General features: G+C 67.3%; 15 protein-coding genes. 8 read left to right on the forward strand and 7 right to left on the reverse strand.

Features of this window, described 5'->3' with window-relative positions:
- Positions 1-158 precede the first annotated feature (158 nt).
- Together JOY88_RS08725 and JOY88_RS08730 are read left to right on the forward strand one after the other, a co-directional pair.
- On the forward strand, positions 159-1,133 hold the full coding sequence (locus JOY88_RS08725; protein WP_293501874.1) for an ABC transporter substrate binding protein: 975 nt from the start codon (positions 159-161) through the stop codon (positions 1,131-1,133).
- Positions 1,134-1,139: 6 nt separating this feature from the next.
- Positions 1,140-2,798 carry an ATP-binding protein gene (locus tag JOY88_RS08730; protein ID WP_293501875.1) on the forward strand — a complete coding sequence of 553 codons (1,659 nt, stop codon included), beginning with the start codon at positions 1,140-1,142 and terminating at the stop codon, positions 2,796-2,798.
- On the opposite strand, the gene JOY88_RS08735 is transcribed toward JOY88_RS08730, so the two are convergent.
- From JOY88_RS08735 to JOY88_RS08765, 7 genes are all read right to left on the reverse strand, one after another.
- Positions 2,776-5,142 (reverse strand): ATP-binding cassette domain-containing protein, encoded by a 2,367-nt coding sequence (locus JOY88_RS08735; RefSeq protein WP_293501876.1) that lies wholly within the window; start codon positions 5,140-5,142, stop codon positions 2,776-2,778. The genes JOY88_RS08730 and JOY88_RS08735 overlap by 23 nt on opposite strands.
- A 3-nt stretch (positions 5,143-5,145) precedes the next feature.
- The gene (locus JOY88_RS08740) at positions 5,146-5,556 is read right to left on the reverse strand and encodes a VOC family protein (RefSeq protein WP_293501877.1); all 411 of its coding nucleotides are present in this window, start codon (positions 5,554-5,556) and stop codon (positions 5,146-5,148) included.
- A 40-nt stretch (positions 5,557-5,596) separates the two neighbouring features.
- Positions 5,597-6,040 (reverse strand): helix-turn-helix transcriptional regulator, encoded by a 444-nt coding sequence (locus tag JOY88_RS08745; RefSeq protein WP_293501878.1) that lies wholly within the window; start codon positions 6,038-6,040, stop codon positions 5,597-5,599.
- The gene (locus JOY88_RS08750; protein ID WP_293501879.1) at positions 6,037-7,152 is read right to left on the reverse strand and encodes an acyltransferase family protein; all 1,116 of its coding nucleotides are present in this window, start codon (positions 7,150-7,152) and stop codon (positions 6,037-6,039) included. Before JOY88_RS08750 ends, JOY88_RS08745 begins: the two co-directional genes overlap by 4 nt.
- Before the next feature lie 249 nt (positions 7,153-7,401).
- Complete coding sequence (locus tag JOY88_RS08755; RefSeq protein ID WP_293501880.1) at positions 7,402-8,685, reverse strand: DUF2264 domain-containing protein; 1,284 nt, start codon at positions 8,683-8,685, stop codon at positions 7,402-7,404.
- 105 nt (positions 8,686-8,790) lie between these two features.
- The gene (locus JOY88_RS08760) at positions 8,791-9,168 is read right to left on the reverse strand and encodes a hypothetical protein (protein WP_293501881.1); all 378 of its coding nucleotides are present in this window, start codon (positions 9,166-9,168) and stop codon (positions 8,791-8,793) included.
- Positions 9,169-9,205: 37 nt separating this feature from the next.
- Positions 9,206-10,609, reverse strand: coding sequence for an MFS transporter (locus tag JOY88_RS08765; RefSeq protein ID WP_293501882.1), 1,404 nt, complete (start codon positions 10,607-10,609; stop codon positions 9,206-9,208).
- A 349-nt stretch (positions 10,610-10,958) separates the two neighbouring features.
- On the opposite strand from JOY88_RS08765, the gene JOY88_RS08770 reads away from it, so the two are divergent.
- From JOY88_RS08770 to JOY88_RS08800, 6 genes are all read left to right on the forward strand, one after another.
- Entirely contained in the window at positions 10,959-12,002 is a 1,044-nt protein-coding gene (locus JOY88_RS08770) for a LacI family DNA-binding transcriptional regulator (protein ID WP_293501883.1), read from the forward strand.
- A 25-nt stretch (positions 12,003-12,027) separates the two neighbouring features.
- The gene (locus JOY88_RS23185) at positions 12,028-12,336 is read left to right on the forward strand and encodes an SDR family oxidoreductase (RefSeq protein WP_524539202.1); all 309 of its coding nucleotides are present in this window, start codon (positions 12,028-12,030) and stop codon (positions 12,334-12,336) included.
- 123 nt (positions 12,337-12,459) lie between these two features.
- Positions 12,460-13,626: a glycoside hydrolase family 88 protein gene (locus JOY88_RS08785; RefSeq protein WP_293501884.1), complete on the forward strand. Its 1,167-nt coding sequence runs from the start codon at positions 12,460-12,462 to the stop codon at positions 13,624-13,626.
- 123 nt (positions 13,627-13,749) lie between these two features.
- Positions 13,750-16,680 (forward strand): TonB-dependent receptor domain-containing protein, encoded by a 2,931-nt coding sequence (locus tag JOY88_RS08790; protein WP_293501885.1) that lies wholly within the window; start codon positions 13,750-13,752, stop codon positions 16,678-16,680.
- A 149-nt stretch (positions 16,681-16,829) separates the two neighbouring features.
- Positions 16,830-18,122, forward strand: coding sequence for a D-tagatose-bisphosphate aldolase, class II, non-catalytic subunit (locus tag JOY88_RS08795; protein WP_293501886.1), 1,293 nt, complete (start codon positions 16,830-16,832; stop codon positions 18,120-18,122).
- An 11-nt stretch (positions 18,123-18,133) separates the two neighbouring features.
- Complete coding sequence (locus tag JOY88_RS08800; protein ID WP_293501887.1) at positions 18,134-19,279, forward strand: SIS domain-containing protein; 1,146 nt, start codon at positions 18,134-18,136, stop codon at positions 19,277-19,279.
- The last annotated feature ends 1 nt before the right edge of the window (position 19,280 follow it).

A 19,280-nucleotide genomic window follows, 5' to 3' on the forward strand; every position in this document is an offset into this window, starting at 1 on the left:
ATTGTGCTGTCAGTGGGGCGTCGCCGAGACGTTCGGCGCAGGTGTGCGCCAGGTTCGTGAACTCCGCCCGCGCGACTTTGCGCATGGAACGAGGAAGGGAGGGGGCGTCTGCATAATGCGCCACTCCGCGCACAGCGTCGCATCGACCCGACACCACTTTGATCTCCCACGGCCGAACCCCGCAAGCCACGCGCCGCGCACTGCTGCGACAGGCCCTGGGTGGCGTGGCCTCGCTGGCCGGCGGCGACGTGATGGCGGCCGAGTCCGGTCGCGGCGTGGCCGTCGTCTACCCTGACCTCGGCGAGCCCTTCAAGCAGATCTTCACGGCCATCATCGAAGGCATAGAGGAGAAGCTGCGCGGTAGCGTCGCCAGCGTCGCGGTGAGCAACAGTGCCAAGCCGGCCGAGGTCGCCGAGGACCTGCGGCGGCGTGACGCGAAGGTGCTCATCGGCCTGGGCCGCGGCGGTATGCGCATCGCGACTGCGCTGGCAGGCGAGCTGGCGGTGCTGGTCGGCTGCGTGGTGTCGGTGCAGGAGAGCGAGGCGCGGGCTTTTCCCGTCTACACGCTGGCGCCAGATCCGGCGCTCCTGTTGGCGCGTCTGAAACGGCTGATGCCCGGCGTGCGGCGCGTGCACCTGGTCTACGACCCGCGGCTGAACGGCTGGTTGGTGCGGCTTGCGCGCGAGGCCGCCCGCGCCGAAGGCCTGGAACTGCTGGCCCAGGAGGCCGGCGACCAGGCCGGTGCGCTGCGCCTATATGCCCAGCTGCTGGCCACGGCCGATCCGGCGCGTGATGCGCTGTGGCTGCCGCAGGACCCCACGACCGTGGACGACAACATCGTGCTTTCGATGGTGCTGAAGGACGGCTGGAACCGCTCCATCGCCGTGTTCTCCAGCCACCTGGCCCATGTGAAGCGGGGTGCACTGTTCTCGCTCTACCCCGACAACACCGAACTCGGGCGCAGCCTGGCCGCCGCGGCGCAGCGCCTACTGGGCAACCCACGGGCGCTGGCCGCCGGCGTGGCGCCGCTGCGCGACACCCGGGCTGCCATCAATATCCGCACCGCCGCGCATCTGGGGCTGGACGTGGCTGCCGCGCAGGCCGGATTCGATCTGGTCTACCCTAACGGTTGAGACGCTGTGAACGACTCCCACACGCCACCCCGCAGCCCGACGCCCGCTCTGCCGCCGGACGCGGGCGCGGGCGCCACGCCGCGGCGCTGGCCCTGGCCGTTGCGGATGTACGCGCGCCATGCCCGCGAGTCCTCGTTCCGCCGCCAGCTGAGCCTAGGCGTCGCGCTGGGTGCGCTGTGCCTGGCCCTGATGGTGGCCGCGGTCAACGCCTGGCAGGGCGGCCGCGAGGTGCGGGCCATGCTCATGGAGCAGGGCGGCCGTGTCGCCACCAATCTCGCATCCAACAGCTCGCTGGCGCTGCTCTATGCCGCGGCCGACAACGCCGAGGAGGCGGTACGCGCATCGCTGGCCTTTCCTGACGTCATGGCCATCGAGATACGGGACACGCGCGGTCACCTGCTGCTGGCGTTGGGGCCGGAGCGCGATCGCCTGCCCACGGCGGGCGCCCCGCCGGCGCCGGCCGCCAGCGAGGCCTGGCTGGACCAGGAGACCGAGGAGAGCTGGGCCTTCTCTGCGCCGGTCTGGACCCGCCCCGAGCCCACGCCGTTCGACGTCACGCTGAGCCCGGCCCAGCTGCTGGGCCATGTGCGCGTGGTCCAGAGCAAGGCCACGCTGCATCGAACCCAGGCCTCGCTGTTCGTCACCAATTTCGGCGTGGCGCTGCTGTTCTCGTTGATCTTCCTGGTTGCGGTGCGCTATCTGGCACTGCGCCTGACGCGGCCGCTGGCGGCGCTTTCCGACGCGATGGCGCGGGTCGAGCATGGCGAGAGCGATGCCCGCGCACCCGCCGGCGGGCCGCACGATATTGCGCTGATGGCGCACAGCTTCAACCGCATGATCGCAGCGCTGCAGGAGCGCGAGGCCGAGCTGGGCGCCCACCGGGACCACCTGGAGGACCTGGTGCGCGAGCGCACGCTGGAGCTCAGCGACGCCAAGGAGCGCGCCGAGATCGCCAGCCGCGCCAAGAGCCAGTTCCTGGCGCGCATGAGTCACGAGCTGCGCACGCCGCTGAACGCCATCATGGGCTATGCCCAGATCCTGAAGATGGACAGCGGACTGACAGCCAAGCAGCGCAGCGGCCTGGACATCATCCACAGCAGCGGCCAGCACCTGCTGACACTGATCGTTGACATCCTGGATCTGTCGCGCATCGAGGCCGGGAAGGCCGAGCTGCGCATCGCGCCCGTGGAGCTGGTGCCGCGCCTGCAGGCCGTCGTCGACATCGTGCGCGTGATGGCCGAGGACAAGCACATCGCGCTGGACCTGGAGCTCGGCCCGCAGCTGCCGGCCGTCGTGTTGGCTGACGAGAAGCGGCTCAACCAGGTGCTGTTGAACCTGCTGGGCAATGCCGTCAAGTTCACGCATGTGGGGGGCGTGACGCTGCGCGTGCAGGCCCTGGCCTCAACCGGCGCGGAGGTGGGTCATGCGTTGCTGCGCTTCGAGGTGCAGGACAGCGGCGTCGGCATCGCCGAGGACCAGGCCGTGCGCCTGTTCGAGCCCTTCGAGCAGGCCGGCAGCGCCGAGCAGCGCGTGGGCGGCACTGGCCTCGGCCTGGCCATCAGCCGTCAGCTGGTGCGCATGATGGGCGGCGAGGTCCGTCTGGAGAGCCGGCTCGCCCAGGGCAGCAGGTTCTGGTTCGAGATCAGCGTGCCGGTCGTGGCTTGAGCGTGTAGTCGGCCAGGTGCTGGCCGGTCAGCGTCGATCGCGCGTTGACCAGCGCGGCCGGCGTACCCTCGAAGACGATGCGGCCGCCCTCGTGGCCGGCGCCGGGGCCGAGGTCGATGATCCAGTCCGCGTGGGCCATGACGGCCTGGTGGTGCTCGATGACGATGACGGACTTGCCCGCGTCGACGAGCCGGTCCAGCAGGCCAAGCAACTGCTCGACGTCGGCCAGGTGCAGGCCAGCGGTGGGTTCGTCGAGCACGTAGGTGTCGCCCTTCTCGGCCAGTTGCGCCGCGAGCTTGAGGCGCTGGCGTTCGCCGCCGGACAACGTGGTCAGTGGCTGGCCCAGACTGAGATAGCCCAGGCCCACGTCGGCCAGGCGCTGCAGGATGGCGTGTGCCGATGGCGTCCTGGCCGGGCCCGCGCCCAAGAACTCGCTGGCCTCGGCGACGGACATGGCCAGCACTTCGCTGATGTCGCGGCCACCGAGCTTGTAGTCCAGCACGGCGGCCTGGAAGCGCTTGCCGCCACAGTCCTCGCAGACGGTCGACACGGTGGCCATGGGCCCCAAGTCCGTGAAGATCAGGCCGGCGCCATTGCAAGTGGGGCAGGCGCCCTCGGAGTTGGCGCTGAACAGCGCGGGCTTGACGCCGTTGGCCTTGGCGAAGGCGCTGCGTATCGGGTCCAGCAGGCCCGTGTAGGTGGCCGGGTTGCTGCGCCGCGAGCCGCGGATGGCCGCCTGGTCGATCGTGACGACGCCGTCGAGCCGGGACACCGAGCCGTGGATCAGCGAGCTCTTGCCCGAGCCGGCCACGCCAGTGACGACGCAGAGCACGCCCAGAGGAATGTCGACGCTGACCTTTTGCAGGTTATGCGCATCGGCGCCGCGCACCTTGAGCGCGCCCTTGGCCTTGCGCACCGCAGGCTTGAGCTGGGCGCGGTCGTCCAGGTGCCGGCCGGTCAACGTGCCGCTCTTGCGCAGGCCGGCGGCGGTGCCCTCGTAGACGATCTCGCCTCCGGCGGCGCCGGCGCCGGGGCCGAGATCGACGACATGGTCGGCGATCGCGATGACCTCGGGCTTGTGCTCGACGACGAGGACGGTGTTGCCCTTGTCGCGCAGCCGCAGCAGCAGGCGGTTCATGCGCTGGATGTCGTGCGGGTGCAGGCCGGTGGTCGGCTCGTCGAAGACGTAGGTCACATCGGTCAGCGCCGAGCCCAGGTGGCGGATCATCTTCACGCGCTGTGCCTCGCCGCCAGACAGCGTGCCGGCGGGCCGGTCCAGCGACAGGTAGCCCAGGCCGATCTCGGCGAAGGCGTCCAGCGAATGCACAAGCGCCTGCAGCAGCGGCGCGACGCCGGGCTCCTTCAGGCCGCGCACCCAGTCGGCGAGGTCGCTGATCTGCATCGCGCAGACGTCGGCGATGCTGAGCCTGGCGATCTTGCAGGAGCGCGCCGTCTCGCTGAGTCGCGTGCCCTGGCACTCGGGGCAGGTCTGGAAGGTGATGGCGCGGTCGACGAAGGCGCGGATATGTGGCTGCAGTGCATCCACGTCCTTGGACAGGAAGGACTTCTGGATGGAGGGGATCAGGCCGGCATAGGTCAGGTTGATGCCGTCGACCTTGATCTTGGTCGCTTCCTTGTGCAGCAGGTCGTGCAGCTCGCGCTTGGTGAACCTGGCGATGGGTTTGTCGGCGTCGAAGAAGCCGCAGCCGCGGAAGATGCGGCCGTACCAGCCCTCCATGCTGTAGCCCGGGATGGTGATGGCGCCTTCATTGAGGGACTTGCTGGCATCAAACAACTGGGTCAGGTCGAAATCCGACACCGCGCCCATGCCCTCGCAGCGCGGGCACATGCCGCCGGTGCGCGAGAAGCTCTGCTTGACGGCCTGGCTGGCGCTGCCCTTGTCCACCGTGATGACGCCGGTGGCCTGCACCGACGGCACGTTGAAGGCGAAGGCGCTGGGCGGGCCGACGTGGGGCTTGCCGACGCGGCTGAACAGGATGCGCAGCATGGCGTTGGCGTCCGTAACCGTGCCGACGGTGGAGCGGGCGTTGGCACCCAGGCGCTCCTGGTCCACGATGATGGCCGTCGTGATGCCCTCAAGCACATCGACCTCGGGCCGCGCCAGCGTGGGCATGAAGCCCTGTACGAATGCGCTGTAGGTTTCGTTGATGAGGCGCTGAGACTCGGCCGCGATAGTGCTGAAGACGAGGGAGCTCTTGCCCGAGCCCGACACGCCGGTGAACACCGTCATACGCCGCTTGGGGATGTCGACGCTGACGTCCTTGAGGTTGTTCTCGCGCGCGCCCTGCACGCGGATGCGGTCGTGGAGGTCGGGGGGGCGCATCGTTCAGCGACGCTCCTGGATGCGGAGCAGGTTGCCAGCGGGGTCGCGCACCGCGCAATCGCGCACGCCATAGGGTTGCAGCGTTGGCTCCTCGACGATCTCCGCGTCCCGGGCCTGCAGCCTGGCAAAGGTCTCGTCGAGGTTGAGCGTGGACAGGATGAGCATGCCGAAGGTGCCCTTGGCCATCATCTCGCTGATGGTGCGGCGCTCGTCCTCGGTGATGCCGGGCGTGACGGCCGGCGGGTGCAGCACGATGGACGTGTCGGGCTGGCCCTTGGGGCCGACGGTGATCCAGCGCAGGCCGTTGTAGCCCACGTCGTTGCGCACCTCGAAGCCCAGGGTGTCTCGGTAGAAGGTGAGCGACGCCTCGGGATCGGTCTGGGGCAGGAAGCTGGCGTGAATGCAGATGTTCATGGCGGGGTCTCCGTCGGATCGTTGAGCCATGACGGGCAGTCTATGTTTCGCTCGATTCAGGCGCTTCTCGATTCCTGATCGGTTTGGTGACCTGGCGCGCGACGCAGGCCGGCATGCCCTGGGTTGCCTGCGCCTGCTCGCGCTTGTAGACGCTGGGTGACTGGCCCACCAGTTCGCTGAAGCGCGTGCTGAAGCTGCCCAGCGATGAGCAGCCGACCGTGAAGCAGACCTCTGTCACGCTCAGGTCGCCACGGCGCAGCAAGGCCATCGCGCGCTCGATGCGACGCGTCATCAGATAGCTGTAGACCGACTCGCCATAGGCCAGGCGGAACTGCCGGCTCAGGTGGCCGCCCGACATGTGCACCCCGCGGGCCAGCGCGTCGACGTCCAGCGCTTGCGCATACTCGCGGTCGATTCGGTCGCGCACGCGACGCAACCGCGCGAGGTCGCGCAAATGGACGTCGGTGCCCGGCGGGCAGGTCATGCCGGCATGCTCCCGGCCGGGACCGCCCGCGGTGAACGGGCCAGCCGGTCGCGCAGCCGCAGCCCGGGCTGCTCGACGAGGTGGTGCAGGGCGGCGCCCACCGCAAGGATGGCGGCGGCGTAGACCGGGAACAGCGCAGGCCCTTGCAGCGGCAGCGCGGGGGCGATCCAGGCGTGGACGGCGTGCATCGCGATCTTGTGGCTCAGGTAGAGGCTGTAGGAGATGCCGGCCAGCCAGCCCGCGCCTGGCAGCGCGCGGCGGCCCAGCCGACCCCTGGGCGCACAGGCGGACGCCACCAGCAGGCCCAGGCCCAGCGACAGCAGCGGCCAGCCGATGGCGTTGGCGGCCAGGCCGGTGCGGTCGCGAAACAGCCAGAAGGCGAGGGTGACGGTGGCCAGGCCCGCCAGCATCAGCGGTGTCGGGCGCGCCAGCAGCCTGGCCCAAAGCCCGGGTCGGTAGACGCGCAGGGCCGCCAGCATGACGCCCGCCAGCAGGCCGTCCAGGCGCATCCAGGTCGGGTAGTAGATGTCCTCGATGAACCAGTTGCGCGAAGGCTGGAGGGCGTTGTCGTGCAGCCAGACGCCCGCGCGCAGGGCAATGCCGCCCAGCACCAGCACCACGCACAGCGCGGCCAGGCGTGCAGCCGACGGCCGGCGCGCAAACCACCACGCCAGCAGCGGGAAGAACAGATAGAAGTGCTCTTCCACGCACAGGGACCAGGCATGCGAGAAGGCCTGGTTGCGGCCGTAGTCGATGAGGAGATTCAGCGTGAAGCTGGCGAACTGCCACCACGCTTCGAGGCTGGGCGTCTCGCGCAGCACCGGGAAGGCGACGTAGACCGCCAGCACGACGGCGAAGGCCGGCAGGATGCGCCAGGCACGGCGCCAGTAGAAGTCGCCCAGCCGCAGCGCCTCGCCGCGCCGGAGGGAGCTCAGCAGCTGCGAGCCGATGAGAAAGCCGCTGAGCACGAAGAAGATGTCCACGCCGGCCCAGCCAAAACGCGAGAGCCACTCGAAGCCCGGCCCCAGGCCGCCGACAAGGAAGGCGTGGAAGAGCATCACCCAGACGATGGCGATGCTGCGCAACAGGTCGAGGCCGGGAAGACGGTGCATGGGTGCGGCGGGTGGCGTAGCGGCCGCAAGCCTAGCCTGTACGCCGGCCCGTGCGCATTGGGAATGCGACGGGGCGGCGTAGGTCCAGGCTCAATCGACATTCAAGGGTGACCGGGAAGGGATGGGACGATGCGGGCAGGGGGAGCCTTTCCGCATGTCACCCCCAGGCCGCTACGAGCTGGCCGACGTCCAATGGCAAGGGCTGAAGGATCCGGTGCTAGGCAAGGCGGGCTTCAGGGCCCTGATGGGTCAATACTCGACCTTGTAGTCCTTGTGCAGCGGCTTGCCGGTCCAGGCCTTGCGCGCGGTCCAGTCGGCCGGCGGGTCGGTCCAGAAACGGTTGTCGGCAGGCAGGCCCAGCGCCAGGAAGCCGAGCGTGGCCATGTACAGGCTTCCCGTCGAGGTGTAGATGTCGGCGACACCGGGCTGATGGCCGCAGAAGCCCAGCACCAGCCAGCCCTTGTCGTCGAAGTTGGCGCAGCCGTCGAACATGCGGCGCATCACCGCGGTGAGCGCGCCGCGCACCTGCGCCGGCGCCACGTGGGGCGGCAGCTTCTCCATCAGGGCCGCATGGGCCAGGGCCTGGAAGGCTCCGGTGCGATAGGTGATCGAGCGCCCGAACGCGGGATAGCTGCCATCCGGCGCGATCAACCGCTCGGTGAACTCCGCATACCGGACCAGGCGCTGCACGGCGGCTTGGTGCTCGGCGGGGTCTGCCATATGGTGGGCGACGAGGATGCCGAGGAAGTCGACCAGCATCGAATGCATGACGTAGCTGTTGTAGTAGTCCATGCTGAACTTCGGACCGTCGCTGTACCAGCCGTCGCCCACATACCACTCGGCCATCTTCCGCTTGGCGAACTCGATGCGCACCGGATCGGCTTGCTCGCCGATCGACAGCAGGAAGGCCTCGTTGATGCCGGCGAAGAGCAGCCAGTTGTTGTAGGCCCCGGTCCGGCTGCGTAAGGCCTTGAACTCGTCGATCAGCCGCTGCCGGGTGGTCTTGTCCAGCGGCTCCCACAAGGCTTTCGGTGCCCGGATGAAGGCCTGCGCCAAGTACGCGGCATCGACGATGGGCTGCTTCTCGGTCCTGAAGTTCAGGTAGTCCGGATGGGCGGGATTCACGCCGTTGGCGATGCCCTTCAGGAATGCGCCGCGCAGTTGTTTGCGCAGCTTGCCTTCGGCCGTGTCGTCGTCGGGCAGGGCCAGCCAGGGGGCAACGCCTGCCATCGTGCGGCCGACTGCCTCCAGGTGGGTGACCTGACGGAAGAACGCGTCGCCTTGGCCGGGCGGTACCTCGACCGGCATGTTGGCCTTCAGGCTACCGCCGGCCAGGTTCAGGATCACCGGTGCCGCAATCCGGTAGAGCGTCGCAGCCCAGTATTGCCTGTCCTGCGATCCGTCGGCCGCGGTTATGGGTGCCTGCGCTGACGCGTTCGCGTGCAGCGCGGTGATGATGACGAACGCCAGCAGGCGGTTTGCGATGGATAGTCGACTCGAGGTGATGTGGGCGGCCATGTCGTTGACTTTCAAGGGATGTATTCGAAACGGGTGCGGCTGCCGATTCGCTGGATGCGGCGCCTGCGTCTCAAGAGCAGCCGGGAACGCCGTCGCCCGCTGCGTTGGGGAACAGCGTCATCAGCTGGAGTTGGGCCCGCCGCGGAAGTCGTTGGCACTGCTGCCATCCAACTTGCAGGGCAGGGCGCCACCGTCCACCTGGGGCAACACCGGTTCGCGCCAGCGCATGACCGCCGCGCCCATGTCGGAGTCGTTGCGCTGGTCAGCAGCCGCCGGCTGGTCGGACAGTGTTCCCCAGTGGGGGCGGCTGCCTCGGGTGGACTGCACCGAGTGCTGCTTCATCCACCCGATCCGGTCGATGAAGGACTTGTCGTTCCAGCCGCCTGCGTCCCGCGCCCTGCGGGCTTCCAGCAGGAAAGGCGGCAGGCCGAAGCCCGTGCGGCGCGGTGCGCCGCAAAGAAGAGGGCGGGGCTCATGTTCAGCGTGAGTCGGATGCATTGCTTCTTCAGGAGGGCGCCTGAGAAGCTGCCGGTCTTCAGCCCGGAGCCTGGTAGTTCCTGGTGCCGCCCAGGGCGTTGAAGGGGCGCAGCAACCAGGCGAAGATCAGCGCCGATGCCGCGGCCAGCAAGCCGCTAGCCAAGAAGGTGTGGCGGTAGTTCTGCCCGGTCAGGTCGAGCCAGGCGCCGACCAGTGGCGGCACCAACGTGTAGCCGAGTGCGGCCAGGATATTGGCCGCCGACTGGAACTGCGCGAACCGTTCCTGCGGGTACAGGTACTGGCCGATGGCCGCTGTGCCGGTAACGAACAGTCCCGAGAACACCCCGTGCAGCACGAACGCGGCCTGGAACTGCGCCGCCGTCTGAACCAGCAGGCCGGCCGGCAGCATGGCGGCCGCGTACAGCAAGATGCAGCCCAGTCCGACGCGCAAGGGGTGCAGGCGGTCGGCCAGCCAACCGATGGGCAGGGCCAGCAGCAGCGAGCAGGTATAGGTCAGCGCCAGCGCCTTTCCGTAGCCGTCCAGCCCCAGACCGATCTGCTTCGCATAGAACACACCAAAGCTGTTGACGGGGTTGAAGGAGATCAGCCCCAGCATCATTGCAAGGAAGACGCCGACGTAGAAGCGGTGGCTGAAGCACTCACGCATGTAGCGGCGGATCTCCGATTCAGAGCCTCCGGCCCGGGGCTCGGGCGTCTGCGGCGGCGGCGGATAGGCGCCTTCGCGCACGAACCAGCACATCGTCGCGAAGCCGAGGCCGTAGACGAGCGCGATGCCGATGAAGATCTCGGCGTAGTAGCGCTCGGCCTGACCCACGATCTGGTAGGTGAAGATGATGCCCGCCATGAGGCTGACCGCGCGGAACATGCCGTAGAAGCGGCCCGTCAACTTGCTGGGCACGACGTCGGCCACCAGCCCGCCGAAGACGGCATTCGCGATCACCGAGCCGACCTCGAAAGCGATCCACATCAGGCTGAACCAGGCCAGCTTGCAGGTGCGCAGGCCCGGTGAAGCGCTGCCCAGAAGCCCGTGCAGGAAAGCGCCGCCCTCGGGAGCGAAGGCCATGCCGATCAGGCCCAGCATCAGCAGCGGCGTGGGCGCCAGCAGGAAGGGGATGCGTCGGCCCCAGCGACCGCGATGACGATCGGAGCGCACCGCGATGAAGGGCGCAAGCACCATGCTCAGGCCCCAGGGCAGCGAGCCGACCACCAGCGCGACGAACAGGTTGCTCGCCTCCATCTGTTTGAGCAGGACCTGCGCGACGGGAATCGCGGCGCGCTCCTTCACGCTCCAGGCGAAGTCGCCGATCAACAGGAAGACGAAAAGTGCGAGCAGGCCGCCCGCGGTATAGGTCAGGCTGCCCTGGTGCCAGCGGCGCGCCGACAGCTTTGGACTGTCGGGCTCGGCGGAGTGTGGTGTCGTGGGTACTGCTTGAGACTGCATCGCTCTTCGGTCCTTGGCGCTTTGCGCCGTGGCGCCAGGCGTTGGCAGCATGCCGCCGTATGGACCTGGTTCGCATAGGGTAACGTTTCCCTATTTGTCATCGTTACCGGGATTTCACGGGGGCGTTTCGCTCGCGAAATGCAGCATGCAGTGCTCTATCTTCCCGAATGCAAGGGTAAACACATAGGGAAACGTTTCCTGAAATCCGCATATCATTTGGTCAACGAAAGACGCCGGGGGCTGGAGGCTCCAAGACTGGCTCCGGTGTCGCAGCAACTCCAAGGGCGGCGTGCAGCCGTGCGGGTGGCAACACAATCCCGCCCGTCAGCAAGCCAGCAGAGGAAAGCGAATGTCCAAGAACTCCGTCACCCTGATCGACGTCGCCAAGCAGGCTGGCGTTGCGCTGGTGACCGCGTCGCGAGCGCTGAACGGCACGGGCTTCGTCTCCGACGAGACGCGCAAGAAGGTGGTCGCGGCGGCGAAGGCGCTGGGCTATTCACCCAATCTGTCGGCAAAGATCCTCAAGGGTGGGCGCCCCAACTTGCTGGGCCTGGCGGTCAGCAACCTGCAGTCCAGTGTGATCAACGAGATCATCAGTGCCGTCAGCCTTGCCGCCAAGCAGGCAGGGCTGGACCTCATCATCTACAACGCCAGCACCGAGCTGGGTGCGCCCAAGCAGCAGGACATCAACCGTGTGCTGGGCGGGTTGTGCGAGGGCATTCTGCTGGTGCTGCCCACTGCGCAGGAAGGCCTGCTGGCCGAGTTCGAGTCGAGCAGCGTGCCGGTGGTGCTCATCAACTACTGGCGCAACGAGACCCGGCTCCCCACCGTGCGCGGCGACAACTACGAAGGCTCGCGCGCCGCAGTCGGGCATCTGATCGGGCTGGGCCACAGCCGTATTGCCTTCATCACCGGCTCGAGCTACACCGGCCAGAGCCAGGAGCGCCAGCGCGGCTACCAGGACGCCCTGAAGCAGGCCGGCATCCGGCCCGTCAAGAGCCTGGTGGTGCAGGGCGACTTCACGCAATCGGGTGGCTTCGAGGCAGCGCAGCAACTGCTGGCCCAGCCCAAGCGCCCGACGGCCATCTTCGCCGCCAACGACGCCATGGCCATCGGCGCCATGGATGCGCTCAAGGAGAAGGGTCTGCAGATCCCCGGGGACGTCTCGGTCGTCGGCTTCGACGACAGCCCGGCGTCAAACCATGTCTACCCCCGACTCACGACCGTGCGCCAGCCGTTGTCGGATATCGGCGAGCAGGCCGTGCGGCTGATCCTGCAGCGCATCCGTGGCCAGTCGCCGGCAGATGGGGTGGACGACGCGCCGATCGAATTGCCCAGCGCGCTCGTCATCCGCGACTCCTGCGGTCCCTCGCCCGAAGCGGTCCTGGGCTGACTCTGCAACGGAAGCAACCGACACCATGGCAGCACAACTCTTTTCACTGGCGGGTCGCACCGCTTTGGTGACCGGCGGCGCCAGCGGCATCGGCCAGGCGATTGCTGTGGCGCTGGCGCAGGCAGGGGCGCAGGTCGCTATCACCGTAAATCGCCAGCCCGCCGCGCTGCGGGCCGACGAGGTGCGTCACCGCCAGATCCTGGAGCGCATCCCCGCCGGCCGTTGGGGGCGGGCGCAGGACCTCGGGGGCGCGGCCGTCTTTCTCGCGTCCGACGCCTCGGCCTATGTGCATGGCCAGGCGCTCGCCGTGGACGGGGGATGGCTGGCGCGCTGACTACGTCACGATTTATTTGGCTCGAAATGGAAACGTTACCCTGTATTGATAGGAAGTAGGTCTTCGAACCTCCCGTGCAAGGGAGATTTCTTTGAAAAAGAATGGAAACGTTTCCTCATGATCATGCAAACAACCACTGAAACGACCACCGCCGCCAGCTTCGATGTGCCCCTGTCGCAAGCCCTGGCGCAGGTGCGCCGCCTTCGCGACGAGTTTCCTGAAGGATTCCCTCACGGCTGGACGCAGGACAACCGCTATCTGGCGCGCGACCTGTACGGCTTCGCGCCCGGCTCGAACGTCGGCTGGACGACCGGCTTCTGGACGGGCCTGCTGTGGCTTGCCTTCGAGCTCGCCGATGACGCGGCCTGCAAGGCCTCTGCCGCCGAGCACGTGAGCAGCTTTGCCACCCGTATCAGCAACCGCGTCAACGTCGACCACCACGACATGGGCTTCCTCTACACGCCCTCCTGCGTGGCCGCGTGGAAGCTGACGGCAGACCCGCTGGCGCGCGACGCTGCACTGGCCGCGGCCGATTGGCTGCTGCAGCGCTATTGGCCGCAGGCCGGCATCATCCAGGCCTGGGGCGACCTGACCGATCCCGAGCAGCGCGGCCGCATCATCATCGACTGCCTGCTGAACCTGCCCTTGCTCTTCTGGGCAAGCGCCACCAGTGGCAACGAGGCCTACCGCGAAGCCGCGCGCAGCCACCTTGTGAAGTCGCGCGATTTCCTGGTGCGCGAGGACGCATCGAGCTTCCATACTTACCACTTCGACGTCGCCACAGGCGCGCCGCTGCGCGGCAGCACCGCCCAGGGCGCCGCGGACGACTCCTGCTGGGCGCGCGGCCAGGCCTGGGGCATCTACGGCTTCGCGCTCAATCACCGTTTCGCGCCTGACCTCGACCTGCTCCCCGTCGCGCGTCGCCAAGCTGACTACTTCCTGGCCCGCCTGCCCGGCAACGGCGTCGCTTACTGGGACCTCGCCTACGGTGACGGCAGCGGCGAACCCTGGGACAGCTCGGCCTCGGCCATCGCCGCGTGCGGCCTGATCGAACTGGCCTCACACCTCCCGGCGAGCGAGGGCGAGCACTACCGCCAGGAGGCGCTGCGCATCCTGGCCGGCCTGGCCCAGCACTGCAACGGCGCCACCGCCGGCTCCAACGCCCTGCTGCTGCACGGCGTCTACAGCAAGCCGCACGGCAAGGGCATCGACGAAGCCTCTCTGTGGGGCGACTACTTCTATCTCGAAGCGCTCGCCCGGGCGGCTCGTGACTGGAAGGGGCATTGGTAGGCACACACCGGCGCGACCAGCTCCCACTCAGATGAACCACCGAACCCAATCGCATTGACCAAACCCTAAGAGGAGACAAGAGTGAAGGTTGTTCAATTTCCGCAACGCCATCGGATGAGTCCATTGGCATACGCCGTCGCCCTGGCCGTTTCGGTCCCGGTCTGCATGGCACAGGCTCAGTCCGAGGGCGCCTCGTCCGCTGGCGAGGCACAGAAGGCGTCGCTCACGCGCGTCGAGATCACCGGTTCGAAGATCAAGGGCGTCGACGCCGAGTCCTCGGTCCCGGTCCAGACGATCACGCGTGCGCAGATCGAGGCCACCAGCGCCACCACGCTGGATGAGGTTCTCCAGTCGATGGCAATCTCGGGAGATGCCCGCAACCGCACGACGGGGGCGGATCAGATCTCCTACGCCAACCTGCGCGGCATCGGTTTCGGCCGCACGCTGGTGCTGGTCAACGGCCATCGCTGGGTCGGCAGCTCCGACCTCAACGGCACGGCCGACCTCAGCTCCATCCCGCTGGCATCCGTCGAGCGCATTGACGTGCTGAAGGATGGCGGATCGGTCCTCTACGGCGCGGACGCCATGGTCGGTCTGATCAACATCGTGCTGAAGGACAAGTTCAGCGGCGCCAATCTCCGCGCCTATTACGGTAGCTACTCGGAGGGCAAGGGCGCCCAGAAGAGCGTCGAGCTGACCGTTGGCCACACGACCGAGAGCTTCTCCGGCCTCCTGTCGTTCCAGTACAACCAGGGCGACGGCGTCCACTTCAGTGATTACGAGCTGACGCGGCAGCGCGCGCCTTACGGCTCGGGTAGCTTCAACTACACGGACTTCACGCCGGCTGGCAGCTTCAAGCTGTGCAAGGGCGCGGTTCTGCCCACGGGCGGGTGCGTCGCAAGCACTCTCGCCGACCCTAACGGCGTCAAGACCAACTTCTTCACCTACGACCCCGGCAAGACCGGCACGAGCTGGCGCGTCTACGATAAGCCGTCCGACAGCTACAACAACGTTGGCGTCAGCAGTCTGATCGTGCCGCTAACTCAAAAGTCGGTGGTGGGTGACATGTCCTACCAGATCACCGATCGCATCAAGCTCCGCGTTACAGGGCAATTCATGCAAGCCTCGGCGACGTCTGACGCGCCGCAGGACTTCAACCTGGGTGCCGGCGGTTCGGTGGGCGGAGCCGGCATCTTCATTTCGCCACAGAGCTACTACAACCCGTTCGGCGTCGCTGTCGGGCGCGTCCAGCGAGCGGCCGTCGAAGCGGGCCCGCTGCAGCGAGCTGCCGACACCAAGACCCGCGCCATTTCGCCGACGCTGTCGGGCGACTTCGATCTGTGGGGTCGCAGCTTCGACTGGGAAGTCGGCGCCGTGCATGGCTCGACCCACCAGGTGACCCATCTCAACAACGACTTCAGCATCAGCCGGCTGACGAACGCCTTGGGCCCGTCCTTCAAGGACGCCAACGGCAACATCGTCTGCGGCACGCCGGGCAATGTGATTGCAGGCTGCGTGCCCATGAACCTGCTCGGCAGCGGCACGATCACGCCGGAAATGCTGAAGTACGCCCAGCTGGATCCCAAGGATGTCGGCTGGACGAACAACTTCTACGACCACGACTACTTCGCCCAGATCAGCTCCCCCGACCTGGTCAAGCTGCCGGCTGGCCCGCTGGGATTCGCGGGGGGCATCGAGCGCCATACCGTGTGGGGTGATACGGGGCGATTCATCGCCTTCGACAACAACGATGCGCTGTCGCGAACGCGTGGCATCACCGGTGGCGGCTATGGCTCGACCGACGTCTTCGGCGAGTTCTACGTGCCACTGCTGAAGGGGCTGCCTGGCGTCCAGAAGCTGGATCTCAGCGTGGCCGGCCGTCAATCGTCTTACGGCGGCGGCATCAACGTCAACAACAAGAAGTTCGGTCTGAAGTGGAAGGTCATCGACGACCTGGCGTTGCGCGGCAGCTTCAGCACGGGTTATCGCCTGGACCTCTCCGGCATCATCCAGAACACCGTGACCTCCACGGTCGTCGTGACCGACCCCTGTTCGTTCACCACCAACACCAACGGCACCATTGCCTCCAACCGCTACGCACAGCTCACACCCGAGCAACAGGCGCAGTGCCGCGCCGCCGGCGTTCCCGCAGGTGGCTATGACACGCGACTCGCGGCTCCGACGACGCAATTGAACACGGCCAACCCGCAACTGGGCCCCGAGCGAGACATCTTCCGCACCATCGGCTTCGTGTACAGCCCCCACTACGTGCCTGGGTTGGAGTTCACCCTCGACTACTGGGATGTCGTCTTCCGCGACAGCATCGTCAAGCCGAACATGAACCAGATGGCGCTCAACTGCCTGTCCAACCCCGGAGACCCTCGGATGTGCCCGGACGGCTGGATGCAGCGTGACGCCGGTGGTGCGATCACCTTCGTCCGCGTCGGTGCGCTCAACGGCCCGGGCGGCGAGCGCTTCAAGGGCTTCGATCTCAACTGGCGCTACGCCCCGAAGGCCACGAGCTTCGGCAAGTTCAGCTTCGATATGACCAACGCCATCCTCACGAAGGTCATCGATACCCCGACAACGCCTGTCAACAAGGTCGGCGTTCTGACCAGCGGCACCCTGTCCTCCGGCGCGCACTATCGCCTGCGGTCCAACCTCAACCTGAACTGGAGCCGCGGGGCCTGGGGTGCCCGCTGGGGTGCGCGCTACTTCTCGAGTCAGACCGAGAACTGCAAGCTGACCGGCACGAGCGTCGTGGGTCTGTGCAATGACCTTGGCCCGGTGCAGTCCCAGACGGATCCGAACAACCCCGCCACCGCCAAGTACCTGCCCTTCCTGGCGGGCGGCAGCGCCAACCGCATTCCGGCGTACACGCTTCACGACCTCAGCGTCTTCTACCAGCCGACGTCGCAGAGCCGGGTCAAGCTTGGCGTCAACAACGTCTTCAACAAGCAGCCGCCATTCGTCGTCAACTCGGACCGCAGCTTCAACCCCGCCTTCGGTGTCCCCGATCGGTACGGCTACATCGAGTACACGCAGAAGTTCTGAAGCTGGGCTGGCCTCGGGTGTTGGCGGCCTTTCGGGGGCTGCTGGCAGCCACTGATTGGGATCCCGTCCACGCCCGCGGCCAGCGATCCACCTTTTCCGACCGGGCTTCTCATGCCCGACAGGCGCTCTCCCTTCCTCACGTTGACTTCATGAAAGCCTTGCTCGATTTCGTCAATCGCCACCGTCGCGGCGCCACTGTTGGCATCGTTTCGGTGTGCTCGGCTCACCCGGACGTGCTGCGCGCCGCGATGACGCATGCCCAGACGGGCACCCAGCCGCTGTTGATCGAATCCACATCAAACCAGGTGAACCAGTTCGGCGGCTACACCGGCATGCGGCCCGCAGACTTCCGCGACTTCGTGTATCGCCTGTCCGACGAGGTGGGCCTGCCCCGCGAGCGGCTCATCCTCGGCGGCGATCACCTGGGTCCCAACTGCTGGCAGGCTGAAACGCCGGACGAGGCCATGGCCCGCTCGGAAGTGCTGATCGCCCAGTACGTCGAAGCCGGTTTCCGGAAGATCCACCTGGACTGCTCCATGCCCTGCGCCGGAGACCCGGCCGTGCTGAGCGATGAGGTGGTGGCCGCGCGCGCGGCGCGGCTGGCCCACGTGGCCGAAACGGCCTGGGCTCGCGTCGGTGGCGAGGCGCCGGTCTATGTGGTGGGTACCGAAGTTCCCGTTCCCGGCGGCGCCCACGAAGAACTCGACAGCCTCGCCGTGACCCGACCGGCGGCTGCGCAGCGCACGCTGGCCGTGCACCAGGAGGCTTTCGCCGCAGCCGGCGCGGGCGCAGCCTGGGCACGAGTGATCGGCCTGGTGGTGCAGCCTGGCGTGGAGTTCGATCATGACAAGGTGATCGACTACCGCCCCGATCTGGCGCGCGAGCTGAGCGCCGCCATCGCGGACCATCCGGGACTGGTGTACGAGGCGCACTCGACCGATTACCAGACCCCCGGCGCGCTCTCGGCCCTCGTCCGCGACCACTTTGCGATCCTGAAGGTCGGCCCCGGCCTGACCTTCGCGCTGCGCGAGGCGCTCTGGTCTCTCGTCGACATCGAGCGGGAGTGGCTGGGGCCTGACGAATTTCCCGACCTGAGGCAGACGGTGCTCTCGGTGATGCAGGAGCAGCCCGTCCACTGGAAGAAGTACTACCAGGCAACTGACCGCCTCCGGCTGGACCTGCAGTACAGCCTCAGCGACCGCATTCGGTACTACTGGAGTCACCCGCGTGTGGTCGAAGCCGCCCGTCGCCTGCTGGACAGGCTGGAACGCGCCTCGCCCTCGGGCATCCCCATGACCTTGATCAGCCAGTGCATGCCCTGGCAATACGAGCAGATCCGTGCAGGACGACTGAAGAACAGCGCGGCGGCCTTGCTCGATTCGAGCGTGCATCGCGTGCTTCAGCAGTACGCCCTCGCATGCAACCCCATGAACCTGAATTGAGGGAGCAGACCATGCCGCTTCTTGACATGACCGATGCCGAGCTCGAACAGCGCGGCGCCCGTTGGACCGTGCGCGAGATCATGCAGCAGCCGGCCGTGTGGGCCGAGGCGTTGCAGGCGCTGGGCGACAACGTCGGCATGCGCCGCTTCATCGAAGCCCAACTCGCCACGCCCAATCTGCGCATCGTCCTGACCGGCGCAGGCACGTCCGCCTTCATTGGCGAATGCCTGGCGCCGGCCATCGGTGCCGCCACCGGCTTGCGCGTCGAGGCCATCGCCACCACCGACATCGTCAGCGGCCCCGGACTGTGCCTGGCCGAGGACGTGCCGACGCTGCTCGTATCCTTCGCCCGCTCCGGTAACAGCCCGGAGAGCGTGGCTGCCGTGCAGCTTGCCGACCGCTTCGTCAAGGACTGCCGGCAACTGGTCATCACCTGCAACGCCGATGGTGAGCTGGCGCGCGAGATGGCCCGGCGCGACGAGGCCACGTGCCGCGCCGTGGTGCTGCCCGATGCCACCCACGACCGCAGCTTCGCCATGACCTCCAGCTTCACCACCATGTTGCTGGTGGCGGCTTGGTGCTTCGGCGTCGCGGAGCGTGCCGACGTGCTGGTGGCTGCCGCGCGTCGCCTGATGCCGCAGGTGCCGCAGCAATGCGCGCAGTGGGTTGGCCACTTCGACCGTGTCGTCTATCTCGGTTCCAACGAACTCAAGGGCCTGGCACGCGAAGCTGCGCTCAAGCTGCTGGAGCTGAGCGACGGCCGCATCGTCAGCCTCTTCGACTCGCCGCTGGGCTTCCGCCACGGTCCCAAGACCATCATCAATGGCTCGACGCTGGTCGTCATCTTCCTGTCGTCCGATACCTACACCCGCAAGTACGACCTCGACCTGCTGCGCGAGCTGCGCGCCGACGGCCGCGCCGGCAAAGTGCTGGCCATCGGCATGCTGGGCGATGACCTGAAGGCGGACGGCGATACCCTGGACCTGGCCGACGCACAAGGCCTGACGGACGTCGAGCTGGCGCCGCTGTACATCCTGTTCGCGCAATGGTTCGCGCTGCAGCAGTCGCTGGCGCTGGGCCTCAAGCCCGACAGCCCCAGCGTCTCCGGCACGGTCAACCGCGTCGTCCAGGGCGTCATCATCCACCCCGTCCACTGAC

It is taken from the genome of Roseateles sp. (genome assembly GCF_019237615.1).
Taxonomy (GTDB): domain Bacteria; phylum Pseudomonadota; class Gammaproteobacteria; order Burkholderiales; family Burkholderiaceae_C; genus Pelomonas.